16 protein-coding genes and 1 pseudogene are annotated in these 20530 nt (G+C 66.3%); 9 read left to right on the top strand and 8 right to left on the bottom strand.

Translation table 11 applies throughout. The features are described from left to right. Nucleotides 1–46: 46 nt before the first annotated feature. Nucleotides 47–1777, top strand: coding sequence for a carbamoyltransferase family protein (locus AC1DGP_RS17725; protein ID WP_476832358.1), 1731 nt, complete (start codon nt 47–49; stop codon nt 1775–1777). Between the two features lie 90 nt (nt 1778–1867). Continuing rightward, nucleotides 1868–2116 (top strand): DUF1272 domain-containing protein, encoded by a 249-nt coding sequence (locus AC1DGP_RS17720; protein WP_476832357.1) that lies wholly within the window; start codon nt 1868–1870, stop codon nt 2114–2116. Nucleotides 2117–2156: 40 nt separating this feature from the next. On the opposite strand, the gene grxD is transcribed toward AC1DGP_RS17720, so the two are convergent. The 6 genes from grxD to AC1DGP_RS17690 form a co-directional block, all read right to left on the bottom strand. Continuing rightward, nucleotides 2157–2492 carry a Grx4 family monothiol glutaredoxin gene (gene grxD / locus AC1DGP_RS17715; RefSeq protein WP_043233156.1) on the bottom strand — a complete coding sequence of 112 codons (336 nt, stop codon included), beginning with the start codon at nt 2490–2492 and terminating at the stop codon, nt 2157–2159. Nucleotides 2493–2538: 46 nt separating this feature from the next. After that, nucleotides 2539–2775, bottom strand: coding sequence for a BolA family protein (locus AC1DGP_RS17710; protein WP_113518613.1), 237 nt, complete (start codon nt 2773–2775; stop codon nt 2539–2541). Nucleotides 2776–2787: 12 nt separating this feature from the next. Further along, nucleotides 2788–4995 (bottom strand): phosphoribosylformylglycinamidine synthase subunit PurL, encoded by a 2208-nt coding sequence (gene purL / locus AC1DGP_RS17705; protein ID WP_476832391.1) that lies wholly within the window; start codon nt 4993–4995, stop codon nt 2788–2790. A gap of 167 nt (nt 4996–5162) precedes the next feature. Then, a complete protein-coding gene (locus tag AC1DGP_RS17700; RefSeq protein WP_441487945.1) occupies nt 5163–5615 on the bottom strand; it encodes an acyl-CoA thioesterase in 453 nt (150 codons plus the stop codon). A gap of 16 nt (nt 5616–5631) precedes the next feature. Continuing rightward, nucleotides 5632–6513: a methyltransferase domain-containing protein gene (locus AC1DGP_RS17695; RefSeq protein ID WP_476832356.1), complete on the bottom strand. Its 882-nt coding sequence runs from the start codon at nt 6511–6513 to the stop codon at nt 5632–5634. A 26-nt stretch (nt 6514–6539) separates the two neighbouring features. Then, complete coding sequence (locus AC1DGP_RS17690) at nt 6540–8396, bottom strand: M3 family oligoendopeptidase (RefSeq protein WP_476832355.1); 1857 nt, start codon at nt 8394–8396, stop codon at nt 6540–6542. A 178-nt stretch (nt 8397–8574) separates the two neighbouring features. On the opposite strand from AC1DGP_RS17690, the gene AC1DGP_RS17685 reads away from it, so the two are divergent. The 3 genes from AC1DGP_RS17685 to AC1DGP_RS17675 all read left to right on the top strand — a co-directional run bounded on the left by AC1DGP_RS17685 (nt 8575) and on the right by AC1DGP_RS17675 (nt 14073). Beyond that, nucleotides 8575–10068: a sigma-54-dependent transcriptional regulator gene (locus AC1DGP_RS17685; protein ID WP_441504364.1), complete on the top strand. Its 1494-nt coding sequence runs from the start codon at nt 8575–8577 to the stop codon at nt 10066–10068. Nucleotides 10069–10176: 108 nt separating this feature from the next. Further along, complete coding sequence (locus AC1DGP_RS17680) at nt 10177–12102, top strand: L,D-transpeptidase family protein (RefSeq protein WP_476775562.1); 1926 nt, start codon at nt 10177–10179, stop codon at nt 12100–12102. Nucleotides 12103–12303: 201 nt separating this feature from the next. Continuing rightward, nucleotides 12304–14073 carry a peptidoglycan L,D-endopeptidase MepK gene (locus tag AC1DGP_RS17675; RefSeq protein WP_441504362.1) on the top strand — a complete coding sequence of 590 codons (1770 nt, stop codon included), beginning with the start codon at nt 12304–12306 and terminating at the stop codon, nt 14071–14073. 18 nt (nt 14074–14091) lie between these two features. On the opposite strand, the gene AC1DGP_RS17670 is transcribed toward AC1DGP_RS17675, so the two are convergent. Beyond that, nucleotides 14092–14700 (bottom strand): glutathione S-transferase family protein, encoded by a 609-nt coding sequence (locus tag AC1DGP_RS17670; RefSeq protein ID WP_441487939.1) that lies wholly within the window; start codon nt 14698–14700, stop codon nt 14092–14094. Nucleotides 14701–14778: 78 nt separating this feature from the next. Then, a complete protein-coding gene (locus AC1DGP_RS17665) occupies nt 14779–15780 on the bottom strand; it encodes a LysR family transcriptional regulator (protein WP_441487938.1) in 1002 nt (333 codons plus the stop codon). Nucleotides 15781–15896: 116 nt separating this feature from the next. On the opposite strand from AC1DGP_RS17665, the gene AC1DGP_RS17660 reads away from it, so the two are divergent. From AC1DGP_RS17660 to AC1DGP_RS17645, 4 genes and pseudogenes are all read left to right on the top strand, one after another. Then, complete coding sequence (locus AC1DGP_RS17660) at nt 15897–16502, top strand: FMN-dependent NADH-azoreductase (protein WP_441504361.1); 606 nt, start codon at nt 15897–15899, stop codon at nt 16500–16502. A gap of 147 nt (nt 16503–16649) precedes the next feature. Continuing rightward, nucleotides 16650–18128 (top strand): SLC13 family permease, encoded by a 1479-nt coding sequence (locus tag AC1DGP_RS17655; protein WP_476832354.1) that lies wholly within the window; start codon nt 16650–16652, stop codon nt 18126–18128. A gap of 111 nt (nt 18129–18239) precedes the next feature. Continuing rightward, nucleotides 18240–19408, top strand: a pseudogene (locus tag AC1DGP_RS17650) (glycerate kinase family protein). Further along, on the top strand, nt 19405–20394 hold the full coding sequence (locus AC1DGP_RS17645; RefSeq protein ID WP_476775559.1) for a S8/S53 family peptidase: 990 nt from the start codon (nt 19405–19407) through the stop codon (nt 20392–20394). The pseudogene AC1DGP_RS17650 and the gene AC1DGP_RS17645 overlap by 4 nt, the downstream one beginning before the upstream one ends. The last annotated feature ends 136 nt before the right edge of the window (nt 20395–20530 follow it).

Here is a 20530-nt window from a genome sequence, read left to right as displayed (position 1 = left end):
CGCCGCGGTTTGCCTGATCGCGCGCTCTGCTCCATATCGTTGCGGCATGAGCTACACGATCGGCCTCGCGACCACCTTCCACGATCCTGCGATCGCGATCGTTGGCCCCGATGGCGAGGTGCTCTTCGCCGAGGCGACCGAGCGCTACCTGCAACATAAGCGCGCACCGAACTGCGAACCCGATTCCGCACCGCGGATGGAAAGCCTGCTCAAGCGCTACATCCCGGCAGGCGCTCCGGTACAGATCGCGACGAGCTGGAGCGGGGAGTTCACCGGGTTCCTCGAGCAGATGAGCCGGACCGGCGCCTTCACGATCGATGAACTGCTCAAGCTCTCCCCCGAGCTCAACCGCTCGCTGGTGCCGGAGCGCTCCGAGCGGGCCTTGATCGCCTCGCTGCATCTCGGCCAGCAGCGCGCCGGCCTAGGCACTCTGCTCGGGCTCGACCGCGCCTTCGGCAAGGCAAATGTCACCGGGATCAAGCGCTATGGCCACCATCTCGGTCACGCGGCCTATGCCTGTTGGTCGTCGCCCTTCCGCGATGCCGCCTGCCTCGTCGTCGACGGCATGGGCGAGACAGGGGCCTCGGCCATCCTTGCGTTGCGCGATGGCGAGATCAACGAGGTGAAGCGTCACCGCGGGCGCGAGTCGATCGGCTTCTATTTCGGCCTCGTCACCGACCTGGCCGGCTTCGACCAGGCGAAGGGCGAGGAATGGAAGATCATGGGGCTCGCGCCCTATGGCAAGCAGGATGCCGGCTTGCTGGCGCTGCTGCGACGCCTCTATCGGATCGAGGAGAACAAGCTTTCCTTCGCGGATGCCGCAACCATACGCGCGGTCTCCGCCGAGATCCTGGCGCGGCGGCCCACTGATGCGCTCGACCAGGGCTGGGCCGACCTTGCCCGCTGCGGCCAGGATGTCTTCGCCGAGATGATGGCGGCTCTGCTGGCTGAAGCTGCCGCATTGGTGCCCTCCGAGAATCTGGTGCTGTCAGGCGGCTGCGCGCTCAACTCGTCGTTCAACGGCAAGATCGTCGGCCGCCACGGCTTCAGCCAGGTCTTCGTACCCTCCGCTCCCGCCGATGACGGCAATGCCATTGGCGCGGCCTGGCTCGCCCATGCCGAGGCACATCCGGGCTGGCGCGCGCCGAAGGGCCCGATGACGCCCTATCTCGGCTCGCGCGTCTCGACCGAGCCGCTGGAGCGCATGGCAGCCTGGGAGCCTCGCCTGAAGCGTCTCGCACCCAAGGAGGTTGCCCCGGTGACGGCCCGGCTGCTTGCCGAGGGCAAGCTTGTCGGCTGGGTCCAGGGCAAGGCCGAGTTCGGCCCACGTGCGCTCGGGAACCGCTCGATCCTTGCCGATCCTCGCCCGGCCAACGCCAAGGATCTGCTCAACGCCAAGGTCAAGTATCGCGAGGCCTTCCGCCCCTTCGCCCCGTCGATTCTCGCCGAACACGGCACGGACTGGTTCGAGAACTACCAGGACTCGCCCTATATGGAGCGTACGCTGGTCTGGAAGCCGCCGGTGCGCGGACGCGTCCCCGCCGTGGTTCATGAAGATGCGACTGGCCGGCTGCAGAGCGTCACGGCCGACCGCAACGAGCGCTATCACGCGCTGATCTCAGCCTTCCATGCCATCACCGGCGTTCCGGTGATCCTCAACACCTCTTTCAACATCATGGGCAAGCCCATTCTGCACACCGCAGAGGATGCGATCCTGATGTTCTATACCAGCGGCCTCGATGCGCTGGTCGTCGAGGACTGGCTTTTGGTGAAGTAATCGCCTGGGCTGATTGATCTCATCAGCAAGTCGCGCTGGCGGCGCAGCGTCCCCGGTCGCATGATCTCTCCGCCGCGTCTGGAGAATGCCATGCTGCAACTTCGCCCGAACTGTGAATGCTGCGACCGCGACCTGCCGCCCGAGACGCGCGACGCGATGATCTGCACCTTCGAATGCACCTTCTGCGCCGACTGCACCGAGACGCGCTTCAACGGCGCCTGCCCGAATTGCGGCGGCGAACTGGTGCGCAGGCCGATCAGGCCCGCCGACAAGCTGGAAAAATACCCGCCCTCACAGGAACGGATCCGCAAGCCCCACCCGGAATGCGCCGCGGCCTGAAGGCTACGACGCAGCTCCGCGGACAGGTGTAGGGCGAGCCTCAGCTCGCCTGCTTGACGGTGATGCCCTTTTCTTCGAACAGCGCCTGCAGCTCGCCGGCCTGGAACATCTCGCGGGTGATATCGCAACCGCCGATGAACTCGCCCTTGACGTAGAGCTGCGGGATGGTCGGCCAGTTGGAATAGGCCTTGATGCCCTCGCGGATCTCCTGGTCTTCCAGCACGTTCACGCCCTTGTAGGGCACGCCGAGATAACCGAGGATCTGGGCGACCTGCCCGGAGAAACCGCACATCGGGAACTGGGGCGTGCCCTTCATGAAGAGCACGACGTCGCTGGACTTCACTTCGGCGTCGATACGGGCGTTGACGTCGCTCATCGGTCTTCTCTCCTGAGGCGGGGTCAAGGCCCGCTGGTCATCTCTACTAATTCTGGGGAACCGTCGTCGTCAGCGCAAGGGCATGCAGCACGCCGCCCATGCGGCCTTGCAGCGCGGCATAGACCATCTGGTGCTGCTGAACCCGGCTCTTGCCCTTGAAGGCAGCCGAGGTCACGGTCGCCGCGTAGTGGTCGCCATCCCCGGCGAGATCCTTGATCTCGATTACCGCGTCCGGCAGCGCCGCCTTGATCATCGCCTCGATATCGTGCGCGTCCATCGCCATGATCGTGTCTCCTTACGCGCCCTTGGCCGACATATAGGTCGGGAACCAGTCCTCATGCGCCTTGTCGAGCGCGGTCAGCGCCACCGGCGCCTCGCCCGGCAGCGCAAGGGCGTTTCCGCCGGTCCGGCCGATGAGAGCGGCAGGCACGCCAGCCGCCCTGGCCTCGGTCAGCAGCCCCTCGACGGCGCTCGACGGCAGGGTGACGAGATACCGCGCCTGATCTTCACCAAACAGCACGGCATGGACCGGCCCCGCGGGGAGCTGCGTCACGGTCGCGCCGACGCCGCCGGCAAGCGCCATCTCGGTCAGGGCAACCGCGAGGCCGCCATCCGACAGATCATGGCAGGCGCTGACGCGGCCGGCCGTGATCAGCGCGCGCACGAATTCGCCATTGCGGCGCTCGATCGCGAGATCGACCGGCGGCGGCGCGCCTTCTTCCCGGCCGCAGATGGTCGCGAGATAGGCCGACTGGCCGAGCCAGCCGGAGGTCTCGCCGATCAGGATGATGCTCTCGCCTTCGGCCTTGAAGCCGACAGTCGCATGCTTCGTCACATCAGCCAGAACTCCGACGCCACCGATCGTCGGGGTCGGCAGGATCGAGACGCCATTGGTCTCGTTGTAGAGCGAGACGTTGCCGGAGACGACCGGGAAGTCGAGCACCTTGCAGGCCTCGCCGATACCCTTGATGCAGCCGACGAGCTGGCCCATCACCTCAGGGCGCTCGGGATTGCCGAAATTCAGGTTGTCGGTGATGGCGAGCGGCGTCGCACCGACGGCGGTAAGGTTGCGCCAGGCTTCGGCGACCGCCTGCTTGCCGCCTTCGAACGGGTCAGCTTCGCAATAGCGGGGCGTCACGTCGGCGGTCATGGCAAGGCCCTTCGGCCCCTCTTCGATGCGAACGATGCCGGCATCGCCGCCGGGCGTGACCACCGAGTTTCCGAGGATCAGTGTGTCGTACTGCTCATAGACCCAGCGCTTCGAGCAGAGATCCGGCGAGCCGACGAGCTTCAGCAAGGCATCCGCGTTCGACATGGGTGGCTTCACCACAGCCGCCTCGATGATCGCCAGCTTCGGTGTCTCGATCCAGGGCCGATCATATTCGGGAGCCTCGTCGCCGAGTTCCTTGATCGGCAGATCGGCCATGGTCTCACCCTGGTGCTTCACGACGAAGCGCAAGGTGTCGGTGGTCTTGCCGACCACAGCGAAATCCAGACCCCATTTCCTGAAGATCGCCTCGGCCGGCTCCTCATGACCCGGCTTGATCACCATGAGCATGCGCTCCTGGCTCTCCGAGAGCATCATCTCATAGGCGCTCATCTGGTCTTCGCGGCAGGGCACCGCGTCGAGATCGAGTTCGACGCCGAGGTCGCCCTTGGCGCCCATCTCGACGGCCGAGCAGGTCAGTCCGGCTGCGCCCATGTCCTGGATGGCGTCGACATGGCCTGCCGCCATGATCTCGAGGCAGGCTTCCAGCAGCAGCTTCTCGGCGAAGGGATCGCCGACCTGCACGGTCGGGCGGCGTTCCTCGCCGCCATCGCCGAAGGCGGCCGACGCCATGGTCGCGCCGTGAATGCCGTCGCGACCGGTCTTGGATCCGAGATAGACGATCGCCTTACCGACACCCGACGCCTTGGCGTAGAAAATCTCGTCGGTCTTGGCGAGGCCGACCGCCATCGCGTTGACCAGGATGTTGCCGTCATAGCGCGTGTGGAAGCCGACCGCGCCGCCGACCGTCGGGACGCCGAAGGAATTGCCGTAGCCGCCGATGCCGGCAACGACGCCCGAGACAAGATGCCGGGTCTTGGGATGCGAAGGATCGCCGAAGCGCAGCGCATTCAAGGCCGCGATCGGGCGTGCGCCCATGGTGAAGACGTCGCGCAGGATGCCCCCGACACCGGTCGTCGCGCCCTGATAGGGCTCGATGAACGAAGGGTGGTTGTGGCTCTCCATCTTGAAGACCACCGCAAGTCCGTCGCCGATATCGATGACACCGGCATTCTCGCCCGGGCCCTGGATCACCCAGGGCGCCTTGGTCGGCAGCGTCTTCAGATGGATCTTCGAGGATTTATAGGAGCAATGCTCGTTCCACATCGCCGAGACGATGCCGAGCTCCGTGATCGTCGGTTCGCGACCGATCAGGTGGAGGAAACGCTGATATTCGTCCGGCTTGAGGCCGTGCTCGGCCACGAGTTGCGGAGTGATCTTGATCTCGTTGGGAATCACGGCTCGCCTGGTCCCTGATCGCGGACGCCCGGCCCGCCTCTGATGCGCGGGGCATAACCTGCTTGTCCGCCGGAGACAACGCATTCCCGCCGATCAATGCCATGCAGGCGTGCATTCGCGCCTATTCCGCCCGCGAAAGCACCAACCGGTGTCCCGAACTGAGATCAGCCCGGCGCGTCCGATACGGCGAGCGCCTGGAGCGCATCGCGCAATCCGTCCGGGATCGGGGCCGGCTTCTGGCTGGCGCGCCCGACATAGACATGGGTGAAGCGGCCCTGCGCCGCCGCCTGCTCGCCACCGCGCCGGAAGATGCCGATCCGATAGGTCACCGAACTGCGGCCCAGTTTCTCGACCGCAATTCCAGCCTCGATCGTCTCGGGGAAGGCGACGCTTTCGAAATAGGTGCAGGCCGTCTCGACCACGAGGCCGACAATCTCGCTTCCGGCAAGATCGAGATGCCCCTGCTCGATCAGCCAGGCATTCACCGCCGTGTCGAACCAGGAGTAATAGACCACGTTGTTGACGTGACCATAGGCGTCATTATCGGCCCAACGCGTCGGAATCGCGCGAAACAGCCTGAAATGGGAGCGACCAAGCCGCGCCGCGCGTTCGCTCATCGGCTGCTGCTCCCTGTCATTGCCCCGGCTTCTCGCCTGTCCCGATCTCGGGCACGCCGAGCGCATCCGCCAGCCTCGCCTTGGCCGAGCCCGGCCTGAGCGGCTTCTGCTGACTCTCATGCGGCGCCCAGCCGGAAAGCCAGACGATCTCGAACGTGGCGCGCACCCGGCTGTCGGGATCGGCAAAACGCTCGGCATAGAGCGCAGCTGCACGCATCAGCGTGTCGCGACGGAGCGGCGCCTTGCGCCGGTCAGTCAGCGCATTGGCCCAGCCCATCGCGCGTAGATCACGCAGCAGGCCGAACAGGTCGCGATAGCGCACCGTGACGAGTTCGCTGTCGACCACCGGAAGTGCGAATCCCGCGCGCTGCAGCAGGCTGCCCATGTCACGCAGATCGGCGAAGGGCGCGACACGCGGGCTCACGCCGCCGGTCGTCTCGGCTTCTGCGGCAAGCAGGACTTCGCGCAATTCCTGAAGCGTGCGACCGCCCAGCAGKCAGCCGATGAAGAGGCCATCGGGCCTGAGAGCCCGCCTGATCTGAATCAGCGCGCCCGGCAGGTCGTTGACGCCGTGCAGGGCGAGCAGCGAGGCGGCAAGGTCGATCGAAGCCGCTGCGAGCGGTAGGCGCTCGAGATCGCCGACGACATCGCCCCTCGCCCCCTCGGTCTCCGCCATTCGCCAGAGCGCCTCGGCCTTGGCACGCAGCACGGGTGCTGCAACCGGCAGCGGCGTGCCGAGATCGGCCGCCAAGGTGAAGCGGCGCAGCACCGCAGCGAGCCTCTCGTCGAGATCCTCGCTGGCGCGGGCCAGCAGGAAATCGGGATAGCCTCCCGCCACCGCCCGTGCCTGGCGGCGGCGGACGAGATCACGATCGAAAACCAGGGGACCCTCAGCCATGCCCGCGCTCCAGCGCTATTGCGGCCTCACGCCATTCCTTCCAGCTCGATGATCAGCCCCTCGATCATGGTGAGGCCGATCTGCCAGAAAGCGGGATCGCGCGCATCGAGACCAAACGGCTTCAGCAGCTCGGAATGGTGCTTGGTTCCACCGGCCGAGAGCAAGGCGAAATAGCGCTCCTGAAAGCCCCCGGCCGAGTTCTGATAGACGCCGTAAAGCGAGTTCACCAGGCAATCCCCGAAGGCATAGGCATAGACGTAGAAGGGCGAATGAATGAAATGCGGGATATAGGCCCAGAACGGCTCATAGCCCGGTCCAAGCGTGATCGCCGGCCCGAGACTTTCCGCCTGCACGCTCATCCAGAGTTCGCAAAGCTGGTCCGCCGTCAGCTCGCCTGCCTTGCGCGCTTCATGCACCTTGCGCTCGAAGGAGTAGAACGCGATCTGGCGCACGACCGTATTGATCATGTCCTCGACCTTGGCCGCCAGCATCGCCTTGCGCTGCTTCGGATCGGTGGTTCCGTCGAGCAGCTTGCGGAACGTGAGCATCTCCCCGAAGACGCTCGCCGTCTCTGCCAGGGTCAGCGGTGTCGGCGCCATCAGCGCCCCGTTCGGCGCCGCCAGAACCTGATGCACGCCATGCCCGAGCTCATGGGCGAGTGTCATCACGTCGCGCGGCTTGCCCTGGTAGTTCAGCAGGACATAGGGGTGGACCGACGGCACGGTCGGGTGCGCGAAGGCGCCGGGCGCCTTGCCCGGCCGGGCGGGCGCATCAATCCAGCCCTCGTCAAAGAAGCGCCGGGCAATGCCGGCCATCTCGGGCGAAAAGGCGCCATAGGCGTCGAGAACGGTGTCGCGCGCCTCGGTCCAGGGAATCGTGCGCTGCTCGACCTTGGGCAACGGCGCGTTGCGGTCCCAGTAATCGAGGGCCTCGCGGCCAAACCAGCGGGCCTTCAGCTTGTAGTAGCGGTGCGACAGGCGCGGATAGGCCTCGCGCACGGCCGCAACGAGAGCATCGACGACCTCGCGCTCGACCCGATTCGCCAGGTGCCGCGAATCGGCGACATCCTCGAATTTGCGCCAGCGGTCGGAGATTTCCTTGTCCTTGGCGAGGGTGTTGGTGATCAGCGAGAACGTGCGCAGATTGCCGCGCAGCACCGTGCCCAGCGCTTCGGCCGCAGCCTTCCGCACCGCGCCGTCGGCATCCTGCAGCTTGTTCAGGGTGAGCTCGAGCGTCAGCTCCTCGCCATTCACCGTGAAGCGCAGCGAGGCGACGGTCTCGTCGAAGAGCCGGTTCCAGGCACCACGCCCAGTCACCGACTTCTCGTGGAACAGTTCCTCGATCCGGTCTTCGAGCTGGTGCGGCTTGTCCTTGGCGAGATCCTCGATCCAGGGTTGCCAATGGCTCAGCGGCGACTCGGCCGCGATCTTGGCCAGCAGCGCCTCGTCGAGGCGGTTGAGTTCGAGCCCGAAGAACAGCAATTCGGTCGAGGCGGTCGTCATCCGGTCCTGGGTGTCGCCATAGAATTTGGCGCGCTTCGGATCGGTGGTGTCGCCGGAGTAGATGAGGCCGGCATAGGACATGATCTTGCCGAGCAGGTCTTCCAGCCGCTCGTAGGCACGCACGGCTTCAGCGAGTGTCGCGCTCGCGTCGTCACGGGCGGCGAGCTCCGCCAGCTTGCCGCGATAGAGTGCGGCGAAGCGCTGCGAGTCGGTCAGCGCGCGGTCGAGATCGGCGGTGAACTCGGGCGAATCCATCGACGCATAGAGATGGCTGAGATCCCATTCCGGCAGCTTGCCCAGCGCCTTCGCGGTCTTGGCGGCGCTGCTCGCCGCGCTTTTTGCGACGTTGGCGGAGATCGTCCCGTCGAAAGCAATCGTCATGTCAAAGGCACCTCGCTGGCGAAACCATCCTTACCCATATGCGCGGACAAGGCCGCGCGATCAACGCCGCCGCCCGACGCCGCCGCCCGACGCCGGCGCTTAAGAGCGGCTTAACCGTTCTGGATGACAGTGCCCCGAAACGGAACACTGATTCTGCAGCGACCGGCATCGAGGTGACATGACAACCACCGTTCTCGTCGTTGATGACGATCCCGTTCAGCGCCGACTGCTCGACGCCATGCTGAAGCGCTTCGGCTACGACGTCGTCGTGACTGAGAGCGGCGACGAGGCGCTTGCCCTGCTTGGCAATGGCGAGACCGGAGCCTTCGACGCTGTGGTCCTCGACCTGGTCATGCCCAATCTCGATGGCATGGGCGTGCTCTCCCGGCTGCGTGAGCGCGGCATCGACACGCCGGTGATCGTGCAGACCGCGAACGGCTCGATCGAAACCGTGGTCTCGGCGATGCGCGCCGGCGCCGTCGACTTCGTGGTCAAGCCGGTCGGCGCCGAGCGGCTGCAGATATCGATCAAGAACGCGCTGAAGCTCGGCGCGCTCGAACATGAACTGCGCTATCTCAAGCGCCGCGCCTCCGGGCAGCTCGGCTTCCGCGACCTCGCCACCAAGAGCCCGGACATGGGCCGTGTCATCGGACTGGCCGAACGCGCCGCGAAATCGAACATCCCGATCCTGATCGAGGGCGAATCCGGCGTCGGCAAGGAGGTGCTGGCGCGCGCCATCCAGGGCTCCAGCGACCGCAAGGGCAAGCCCTTCGTCACGGTGAACTGCGGCGCAATCCCGCATAATCTCGTTGAATCCATCCTGTTCGGCCATGAGAAGGGCGCGTTCACCGGCGCCACCGAACGCCATATCGGCAAGTTCGTCGAAGCCAATGGCGGCACGCTCTTCCTCGACGAAGTCGGTGAATTGCCGCTCGATGCCCAGGTCAAGCTCCTGCGCGCGATCCAGGAGGGCGAGGTCGACCCTGTCGGCGGCAAGAAATCGGTGCGCGTCGACATCCGGATCATTTCAGCCACCAACAAAAGCCTGCTCGATCAGGTGAAGCGCGGCGAATTCCGCGAGGATCTCTACTATCGCCTGAATGTCTTCCCGATCACGCTGCCGCCACTGCGGCAGCGCTGGGAGGACATCGCCGATCTGGCCCGCGGCTTCCTCGTCCGGTTCGCTGCCGAAGAGGGCAAGAAGCTGCGAGCGATCTCGCCCGAGGCTCTCAACCTGATCAACGGCTATGACTGGCCGGGCAATGTCCGCCAGCTCGAGAATGCGATGTTCCGGGCGGTCGTGCTCGCGGATGGCGATGAGCTGACCGTCGCCGAATTCCCCCAGATCGCGGCGCAGATGGAAGGCTTTGAAGTCCGTATCCCGGCCGCGCCGACCGCAACCGCTCGCCCCGAGCCGCGCGACGAGGCGCCGCGCATCATTCAGGTGCCGGTGCGCGATCCCAATGCGCTCGATTTGGTCGCCGGCTCCGACATCCGCAGGCTCGAAGAGCTCGAGCGCGAGATCATCAAATTCGCCCTGGCGCATTATCGCGGACACATGTCCGAGGTCTCGCGCAAACTCGGCATCGGTCGCTCGACGCTCTATCGCAAACTCAAGGATTACGGGCTGATCGAGGGCGATGACGCCTCTGCGAACTCGGATGCGGCATAGGCGTTGTAGAGCTGAAAGATGCCCGCTGTTGCACCCCCGCATCTTGTCGAAACAGGCCGAGTCACGCAGGTATCGCGGATATCGGGCAGAGCTATAGGGAATTGGACCATGCGTCGTCGCCACTGGGCGAGCTTTGCTTCTGCATCGGTCCTGGCCTTGGCCCTTGGTACCGGATATGCGCTTGCGCAGGCTACCCTTGAGCCTCAACTCGGCATCCCCCTGCCCGAGCAGCCGGCACTGCTGATACTGAATGGCGACAAGCCGCCCGAGAGCCTGACGCCGCCGGTCTTGCCGGAGGTTGTCGTCACGATCGAGACCGCCCCCAAGGCCGCGAACGCCGAGCCGGAGATGGTGACCGGCACGGTTGCCCCCTCGGCCCAGCCACAGGGCGGGCTTGCTCCGCTCGAGGTGCCCCCGACGCCTGCCACGACGCCCGGCGTCGACCTCGACGAGCCTGTGGTGCTCGACATCCCGGCCATCGATCTGCCGCCTTCCGACCCAGCGCTTGTCCCCGCCGCCAGGCCTGCGCCTCTGCGCTCCGCCGAACCCGTGATTGCGCCGCCGGACCTGCCCAAGGTCGTGGTCGAGCTTCCCGCCGGACCGGCGCTCGCCGCCGAAATCACCGAGCGCGCGCCGGAAGCGCTGGCATTGCCGCGCCTCGCGGAACGCGAGCGCAGCGAGATCCTCGCCGCCTATCAGGCTTTCGAGAACCGTCCCTTCTGGATCGACGGCAAGGGCTGGAGCGCGGCGGCCAAGCTGCTCGTGGCGCAGCTAAGCCGCGCCGGCGAGGATGGCCTGCGACCGACCGACTATCCGCTGCCCGTTTTCGAGGCCAGCGACAAGGGCAGCCTCGCCGAGGCCGATGTCCGGCTTTCCGCGCTCGCCGTGCTCTATGCCCGCGACGCGCGCGGCGCCCGCGTCGACCCGCGCCGGCTTTCCAAGCTGCTCACGCCGACACTGTATCTGCCCTCCGCCACCGAGGTTCTCTCCGAGATCGCGGCCGTTCCAGATCCGGGCAAGGTGCTGGCGGCCTACAACCCGCCGCATGAGGGCTATCGCCGCCTGAAGGCCAAGCTCGCCGAGCTGCGCCACCACCAGGACGATACGCCCATGGTGCGCATTCCCGCCGGCCCTCCGCTCAAGCTCGGCATGCGTGACGAGCGCGTACACCTGATCCGCGCCCGGCTCGGCCTCGGCCCGTCCGATGAGGCTGTGTTCGATCGCTCGACCGCCACTGCAGTCGCCGAGTTCCAGAAACAGGCTGGCCTGCGCGCCAACGGCATCCTCAGCGCCCAGACGATTGCGGCGCTCGGCACGCCGGCGACCAACCGCGCCCAGCAGGACATCGTCGCGCAGATGGAGCGCTGGCGCTGGCTGCCCGCCGATCTCGGCCAGACCCATATCATGGTCAATGTGCCGGAATTCCAGATGCGGGTAATCCGCGACGGCAAGGTGGTGCACCACGCCCGCACCATCGTCGGCAAACCTGAATCGGCGACGCCGATTTTCTCGCACCGGATGGACCATGTCGTGGTCAACCCATCCTGGTTTGTGCCGCCATCGATCCTGAAGAAGGAATTCCTGCCCGGCCTCGCCGCCGATCCGGACTATGCCGCCAAGCGCGGCTATGTCGTGACCCGCCGCGGCAACAACATCTCGGTGCGCCAGCCGCCGGGCGAGCGCAACGCGCTCGGCTGGATCAAGTTCATGTTCCCGAACGACCATGCCGTCTACCTGCATGACACGCCGAACCGCCGGCTCTTCGCGACGGAACGCCGGGCCTACAGCCATGGCTGCGTGCGCGTCGACAATCCTTTCCTGCTTGCCGACCAGGTGCTCGGCCCGGAATGGACGACAGAGCGTCTGAAGCGTCTGATCGGCTCCGGTGAGCGCACCATCCGGCTGCCGCAGCCGCTGCAGATCCACCTTGTCTACAACACTCATGTCGTCCAGCCGGACGGCAAGCTGGTGACCTTCGACGATATCTACGGCTTCCACCGCATGGTGAGGCAGGCTCTGGAGCAGCGGGGCTGAGATCGTGGCGAAATGTGGGATCGAGCACCTTTTCGCCACGATCCACAGCTAGCCAGCTTCGGTGGAAAGAATCGTAGCGTACAGGTTACCTGCTTGTTAACCTGCTGTTAACGCATCTCCGCAACTGTTCGTTGACGTTTGCCGAGCTCCTTGCCGGCGCATCGAGACGGGTCGAGTAGCTTGAGCAGATCCTCAGCCACCATGCCGAGACGGCTTCTGCTGCGCGTTACGCCGGGTTTCCGTGGCGGACTGACGATGGCCATTGCATTCGCGGCCCTCGTCTGCGGCATCCGCGGCACGCAGAACGCCGTCGCCAATGGCGACACGCGCACGATCTCCATCCGGCACATGCACACCAAGGAAGAGATCACCGTAACCTTCAAGCGTGACGGACGTTATGTCGCCGAAGGCCTGGAGAAGCTGAACTGGGCCCTGCGCGACTGGCGCATCGACGAACCGATCAAGATGGACCCGCGCCTGTTCGACGTCGCCTGGGAGGTTCAGCGCACCGTCGGCTCCGAGCAGCCCTTCCACGTCGTCTCAGCCTATCGCTCGCCCGGTACCAATTCGATGCTGCGCCGACGCTCGCGCGGCGTCGCCAAGCACAGCCAGCACACGCTTGGCAAGGCGATGGACTTCTACCTGCCGGATACCCCGACAGCCAGGATTCGCGAAGCCGGCATGCGGCTGCAACGCGGCGGCGTCGGCTTCTATCCGGGCGCGCATACGCCATTCGTCCATCTCGATGCCGGTTCGGTCCGCTCCTGGCCGCGCATGACGCGCGACCAGCTGGTGCGCCTCTTCCCGGACGAGAAGACCGTGCATCTGCCGGCCGATGGCCAGCCGCTTGCCGGATACGAGCTGGCCAAAGCCGATGTCCTGGCGCGCGGCGGTGCCGTGGCTGGTTATGCCGCCGCCGATCTCGATGAAGGCGCGGTGATTTCATCCGGTCGCAAGAGCCTGTGGGCCGCCCTCTTCGGCGGCGATGACGAGGAGGCGGATGCACGGCCACAGCGCGGGCGCGCCCCCGCGCCGAAGCCGCAGCCGGTCGTCATGGCCTATGCCCGCCAGAATTACGCCGACAGCAGCTCGGAGGATGGCGGCACGCGCTTCGGCGCATCGCTCGTCGCGGTCCCGGCTCCGGAGCCGGCTCCGCGCGTGACCCGCCCCATCCGTCAGGCCCCCGTCCCGGCCGAGCCGCCGGTTCAGGTCGCGGCGCTCGCACCAGCGCCCGCTCCCGAAGAGGTCAGGCCGAAGCTGATCGACGCGCCGCTTCCCATCGCACGCCCTGGCGGCCTCACTCCGCCGGCTGGGCAGCAGGGCGTTGTCCAGGTTGCTGCACTGCCGCAGCAAGGCGGAGCACTTGCCTTCGCACCTCAGCTTGCGCCCGGCGGCCGCCCCGGCGAGGAGCAGAAATTGATCTTGGCCTCGCTGCCGCCGCGCCGTCCCGGCGAAATGACGGCACTGGTCGAGACGGTCGTCGCCGGCAAGCCGATGGCCGCCCCGCTGCCGCCTTCGCGTCCGGTCGCCTTTGCGAACCTGGCCACGGCCTCGTTGCGCGGCAGCGATGCCGACCCGGTGCCGGCCGTCCAGCAGGAAGGCAGGCTGGTCACGATCACTCATCCGATGCCGCCGAGCCGGCCGCAACTCGGCAGCACCGTGATTGCCCGGACCGAGCGGAACAACGGTGGCAGCCCTGCACCCACGCCGATCGTTGCGCAATATGACGCCGACCGTTCGAACCTGGACTCGCTCTTCGCCGCCGTTAGCCGTCCCGCGCCCGAAGGTCGCAAGGTGACGGTTGCGACCGCACGCGCCAAGGCCGCCTCGGCCCCGCCACCCGGCTGGGTCCAGGGCCCCGGTCCGGCCGCCTCGCTCGGCTTCAGCCATGCCGATCCGAGCGACGCCAAGACCGGCAGCTTCAGCGGCCCTGCGGTGAAACCACTGCCGACGAACTTCGTCCAGAACTGAGCAGGCTGAACCGGGGGCTCACTCCCGGTCGATTGGCCAGGCCTTGAACACGGCCAGCTCCTCGCAGGCGCGCGCCTGAGCAGCAAGAGCCGGCCAGCGGCTCTCCTCGACATAGTCCGGGATCACGAAGCGGCAGAACCCCCAGGCGATGGCAGCTGCGATATCGGCAGGCTCGAGCTCCGGCCCCGAGCCCAGTTCACCGCGCTGGGCCGCCTGATCCAGCAGATCGAGCGCAGTGTGCAACTGCGTCACGATGCGCTCCTGCCAGGGTGCATAGCGCTGGGCTTCGGGACGCTTGCGCTCATATTCCACCGAGACGGCCTTGTCCGCCGCGACGATGCCAATGCCGGTCAGGCTGAGATCGCGGACCCGGGCAGTGTCTTCGATCGGTCGCAGGGAACGGCCGGCGACATCCTCGAAATGCTGGATGATCAGCAGCGACTCGCTGATTACCGTGCCATCCTCGCAAACCAGCGAGGGTGCCTTGATCAATGGATTGATCGCCCGGAACGCATCCATGTGGCGGAACACGGAGACCGAGCGATGCTCGAATTCGACCTCGAGCAAGGTTCCGGTAATGGCGGCGCGCCGCACATAGGGACTGTCCAGCATTCCAACGAGCAGCATCGCAATCTCCGTTTGTGAGCGCGTGCAGACTGGCCGCTCGTTCAGGGAATGCAACGCCAAATCATGTGATGCCGAAGATCACGCCAATTGATGTGCAGGCAGCCCGGCCTCCGACGCGACGGCATCATCGGAAACCGGCTCCGCGCCGAAGGACAATCCGCGCGCCTTCGCCGCCATCTGGCAGCGATCCCAGCTCGGCTCGCCTCCGAAATGCTCGACCAGGAGATCGATCAGAACGCGCACTTTGCCGGGAACATAGGCGCCTGGCGGGCGCACGACAAAGAGCCCCTGCTCCTTCATCGGATAGTCCAGCAACAAATGCTCGAGCGCGCCTCTGCTGATCGCGTCCGTGAGCATGAAGGTCGGCAGCACGGCGAGCCCGAGCCCCGCCTCCGCCCATTCCGCCAGGGTTTCGCCACTGTCCGAGCGCATCCGGCCGGTCGGCCTGACCGAAACCCAGCGCTTGCTCATCCGAAAGGTCCAGTCTGTCGTCGCTGTACCGGTATAGATGAGGCAGTCGTGCTCGGTCAGGTCGAGCGGCGAGATCGGGCGGCCCCTGCGATCGAGATAGCCCGGGCTTGCGACCACGGCTCCGTAGACCGGCGCGATGCGCCGCGCGACCAGGCTGGAATCCTTGAGCGTGCCGATCCGGATCGCCGCATCGAAACGTTCGCCGATCAGATCGACATAGCGGTCGCTGGCCTCGACATCGAGCTCCAGCTTGGGGTGACGATGCGCCAGCTCGGCGAGGACCGGCGCGACATGGCGCACGCCGAAGGTCAGCGGCATCGACAGGCGCAGCCTCCCGGCAACGCCACCGGTCTGCTGCGCCACCGATTCACGCGCCTCCGCGAGATCCGCAAGGATGCGTTCGCCGCGCGCCTTGAACTCGATCCCGGCCTCCGTGGGGCTGATGCCGCGGGTCGTGCGGCTGAGCAGCCGGGTACCGAGATCGGCCTCGAGTCGAGCGATGCGACGGCTGACGATAGACTTCGACAGACCCAGCACCTTGCTCGCGCGCCCGAAGCCACCGGTCTCGACCACGGCGATGAAGCTGCGGATGTCATCGAGCTCCGACATGAGAGTGTTCCCCTGAGAGCAACAGTATGGTTCCCACTATGGGCGTTCTGGTGCGTGAAGTGAACCGCTATGTTGCACTGCATCGAGGCCATTCCCTCCGTTTCAGGATCGCAACCATGTCCAACCTTCTCGTTCTCAACAGCAGCGCCCTCGGCTCGGCTTCCGTTTCGAAGCAGCTCGTCCAGGATACCGTCACCCGACTCACCGCCCAGAACCCTGGCCTGAAGGTCGTCGAACGTGACATCGGCCTGGCCCCGGTTCCGCATCTGACCCTCGATTCCGCGACCGCCATTCGCGGCGGCGAGCCGGCCAATCCGGCTCAGGTAGAAGCCCGCACGCTGTCCGATGCGCTCGTAGAGGAACTGAAGGCGGCCGATATCATCGTGGTCGGCGCGCCGATGTACAATTTCGGCATCTCGTCGACGCTGAAGGCCTGGTTCGACTATGTGCTGCGCGCCGGCGTGACCTTCCGCTACACCGAGTCTGGCCCGGAAGGCCTGATGACCGGCAAGCGTGCGATCGTGGTCGAGAGCCGCGGCGGTCTCTACAGCAGCGGCCCCGCCCAGATCATGGACTCGCAGGAGCCGCATCTGCGCACCCTGTTCGGGTTCATGGGCATCACCGATGTCACGTTCATTCGCGTCGAGAAGCTCGCTTTCGGTCCCGAGGCACGCGAGCAGGCGATCAACGCCGCCCAGGCCGAACTTAAGCTGGTTGCCTGAGCCTGATATTTCGCCAGGACAGGGCCGGCGTCGGGAAACTGACGCCGGCCTTGTCTATGCAGGGTCAACTCCGCCACGCCGGGCGGACTGAGCAACTGCTGCGCCGAGCCGAGGGAATAAGACGCGTTCTCGCTCGTTTCTCTCGACATGAGCAGCGTCCTCCCCCCTCCTCCCGTCGTGATCGCGCCGGTGCAGCCGTCCCGACATGCCGGTGCGCCTCTGGCGCCGCCCGGCGCGCCCGGCACATTCATCCGTTTCGCCGCCATAGCCCTCGCGTCGGCTGCGGCATCGTCGATCTGGTTCGGGGCCCCACTGGCACCGGATGCCAGGATCGTGCTGATCGTCTTCTCCCTCGCCACCATCGGCTGGACGATGACGGCGATCGACGACACGCTGATCGCCCTTGCGGCCGCAGCGGCCCTGGTCGCAACCCGCACGGTGCCGACCGAACAGCTCTATCTCGCACTTGGCAGCGAGTTGATCTGGCTGTTGATCGGTTCCTTCGTGATCGCGGCCGCACTGCGCGCTTCCGGCCTCGCCGAACGCCTGGCCCTGTCGGCGCTGCAGCCCTTCTCGCGCGTATCCTCGCTCTTCTTCTCCGTGACCTTCGTCATCATTGCCACCGCCTTCCTCGTCCCCTCGACCTCCGGACGCGCCGCATTGCTGTTGCCGGTCTATCTGGCGCTGGCCGAGGCGATCGATGACCGCCGTATCAACCGGGCATTGGCGCTGCTGTTTCCCTCCGTCATCCTGCTATCGGCGGGCGGATCGCTGATCGGAGCCGGCGCGCATCTGATCGCGGTCGAGATGATGACAAGGGCAGGCCGCCCGGGGCTGGACTATCTCGACTGGATCGTCCTCGGCCTGCCCTTCGCGGTGCTGTGCAGCCTCGCCGCCACGATCGCCATTCTCACGCTGTTCCTGTCTCGCGCTGAGCGCAGCCGCTCTCTGGAGCGACGCTCGCCTGAGCGAACGCCTTTGACCCGACCACAAATCCATGTGCTCGCGGTCGCTGTCACAGTGATGATCGGCTGGAGCACGCAGAGCTGGCACGGCATCGACATCGCGATCGTGACATTGCTCGGCGCTGTCGCGGTCACTCTGCAACCGCTCGCTCCAGTCTCGATGAAACAGGCCGTGAAAGCGACGGAATGGCAGCTCATCCTGTTCCTCGCGGCGACGACACTGATGGGTGGCGCGCTGATCGAAACCGGAGCGGCGGGCGCGATCGTCAAGGGCCTGCTCGGCCTTCTGCCCCGTGAAGCGCTGACAACGCCATGGCTGCTGGTCGGGGTGATCTGTGCCATCGCGCTGCTCTCGCACCTGGTCATCACCTCACGCTCGGCCCGCGCCGCGGTGCTGATTCCGATGCTCGCCTTGCCGTTCGCGGCGCAGGGTTACGATCTCCGCGCGCTGGCTTTCGTCATCGTGATGGGAACCGGCTTCTGCCAGACCTTGCCGGTCAGCGCCAAGCCGGTTGCACTCTTTGCCGGGCTCGACCGGCCGACCTATCAGCCGCGCGACCTCGTACTGCTATCGGCGGTATTGCTACCCCTGATCTTCGCCCTGCTCATGGGCTTCGCGACCTACATCTGGCCGCTGATGGGCCTGCCGCTGCTGCGTTGACCGGCCCTTCGCGGGTGGCCGCAGAAATTATTGAGCCGGCATGGAATAAGCGCGCACAGGCTTCGTTTGGCACAGGGAGGCACGAGCCTCCCTGCGTTCGAGGAGCCCAACATGACCCTCAAGATCCTGATCGCCCCCTCAGGTTTCAAGGAAAGCCTGGATGCGAGCGCTGTCGCAGCGGCCATCGCGCTAGGCGTGAAGACTGGCATGCCCGACGCTGACACCCTGCTTGCCCCCCTCGTCGATGGAGGAGAAGGTTTCACCAAGGCGCTCGTCGCCGCGACCGGAGGCCGTCTCCATCGCCTCACCGTGACGGGGCCGGTCGGCGAGCCGGTCGAGGCCTTCTTCGGCTTCCTCGGGCGGTCCGGACCAAGGACGGCTGTCGTCGAGATGGCCGCCGCCGCCGGGCTCGCACTTGTTCCTCGTGATCGGCGCAATCCGATGCTGGCTACGGTGTCGGTGAACTGATCCGTGCCGCACTCGACGCCGGCGCCGAGCGCATTCTGGTCGGCTGCGGCGACAGCGGCATCAATGACGGCGGCGCCGGAATGGCAGATGCCCTCGGCATCAGGCTGCTCGACGCTTCAGGCCGGCGCATCGGCCGGGGCGGCGGCGCACTTGCCACTCTCGCCCAGATCGACCTGAGCGGCCGGGATCCCCGCCTTGCGACCACCCGGATCGATGCTGCGGTCAACTGGCACAATGTCCTGCTCGGCCGCAACGGAGTCGCCCGGGTCTTTGCTCCCCAGAAGGGCGCAACGCCGGAGCAGGTGGTCGCGCTCGAGCAGGCGCTGCATGTCTATGCGGCTCAACTCCAGGCTGCGACGGGCGACGATACGAGCACAGCGCCCGGTTGTGGTGCCTCTGGCGGGCTGGGCGCCGGTCTCCAGGCGCTCCTAGGCGCGAGGCTGCATCCGCGGTACAACATCGTCATGCAATATCTGGCTTTTGATGACTTGCTGGGTCAGGCCGACCTGGTCATTACGGCCGAAGGCTGCCTCGACGCGCAGACACCATTCGGCAAGATTCCCGCCGAGGTTGCGCGCCGGGCCAAGAAGCGGGGCATCCCGGTCATCGCGCTCGCCGGAACCATCGGCCGCGGCCGTGTCCGCATCAATTTCGAGCATGGGATCGATGCCTTCGCGAGCATCTTGAAGCGTCCCTGCACGCTGGAAGAGGCCATCGCCGAAACCGAGAAGCTGCTGCGCCGTGCGGCCGAAGACGCGATCCGGATGATCGGCGTCGGCATCAGGCTGCAGCATGAAGGGCACGCCGCGTGAGCGACCTGCGTGGCCCCCAGGCCAGGGCGCTCGCGCTCGGCCTCGTGCTGGCTCTGTCGCCGCTGCCCGGCCCGGGCAACGCGCCATGGCAGGCGCCTGCGGCATTTGCCGATGACGATGGTGGGGACGGTGGCGGCGGTGGAGCCGGCGGCGGCGCAGGCGGTGGCAACGCAGGCGGCGGCGGAGGCGGTGACGGCGTCGACCCCGCGCGCTATCGCGGCACCGGGACCGGCCCCTTCAACCTGCTCAGGCTCTTCGGCATTGAAAGCCGTGCCCCGCAGCGTCCACGGCGGGCGGGGCCGCCCACGCCACAAGCGTCTCCGCGCGAGCTTGTCGCCAGCGGGCTCGTCGAAGCCGATTTCGACAAGCTTCGCCGCGACGGCTTTCGGATCATGGCACAGCGGCAACTCGCCTTGCTGCCCGGTCTGTCGGCCCGGCTGCGCGTTCCGCGTGGCCTCTCAACCGCGCGTGCGCTGCAGCGGGTGCGCTCGCTCGCGCCTTCAGCGCTGGTCGATCTCAACCATCTCTATCGCAGTCTGGCCGCCCCCTGTTCCGAGGCACGCTGCTTCTCCTTGACGACGCCGGAAGCACGGATCGAGGGCACCTGTCGCGCCCATGGCACGATCGGCATGGTCGACACCGCAGTCGATGCCGAGCACCCGTTCCTGTCGCACAGCGGCATTGTCACCGAGGTGGTGCGAGCCCCGTACTACCGGCCAGCTCGCGACACGCACGGCACCGATATCGCGATCCTGCTGACCCGGAACGGACCGGGCCCGGCCGGGGCGCGGGTGATCGCGGTCGACGCCTTCCATCGGCGCGCGGGTGGCGCCAGCACAGACAGCCTCGACCTCGTAACGGCCCTCGACCGTCTGGCGGAACGTTCCGTACCCGTGGTCAATCTCAGCCTCGCGGGGCCGGCCAACGCATTGCTCGACCATGCCGGCCGGGCGATGCAGCAGCGCGGTACAGTCCTAGATGTGTAGTCCCGAAATCTGATGGTGCATCATCGATCCTGAGTCGTCAGGAGGAGGATGCATTATGGGAAGCGTTCTTCATGGCAGCGCCCGCACGACGGCGCGTGTTCGAGCCGAGCTCCAAGGGTCGAAAGAGAGCAGCCGG

It is taken from the genome of Allobosea sp. 05T433 (assembly GCF_056396065.1).
Note: the sequence above shows the minus strand (reverse complement) of the source record. Positions and strands in the feature narration are given on the sequence as shown.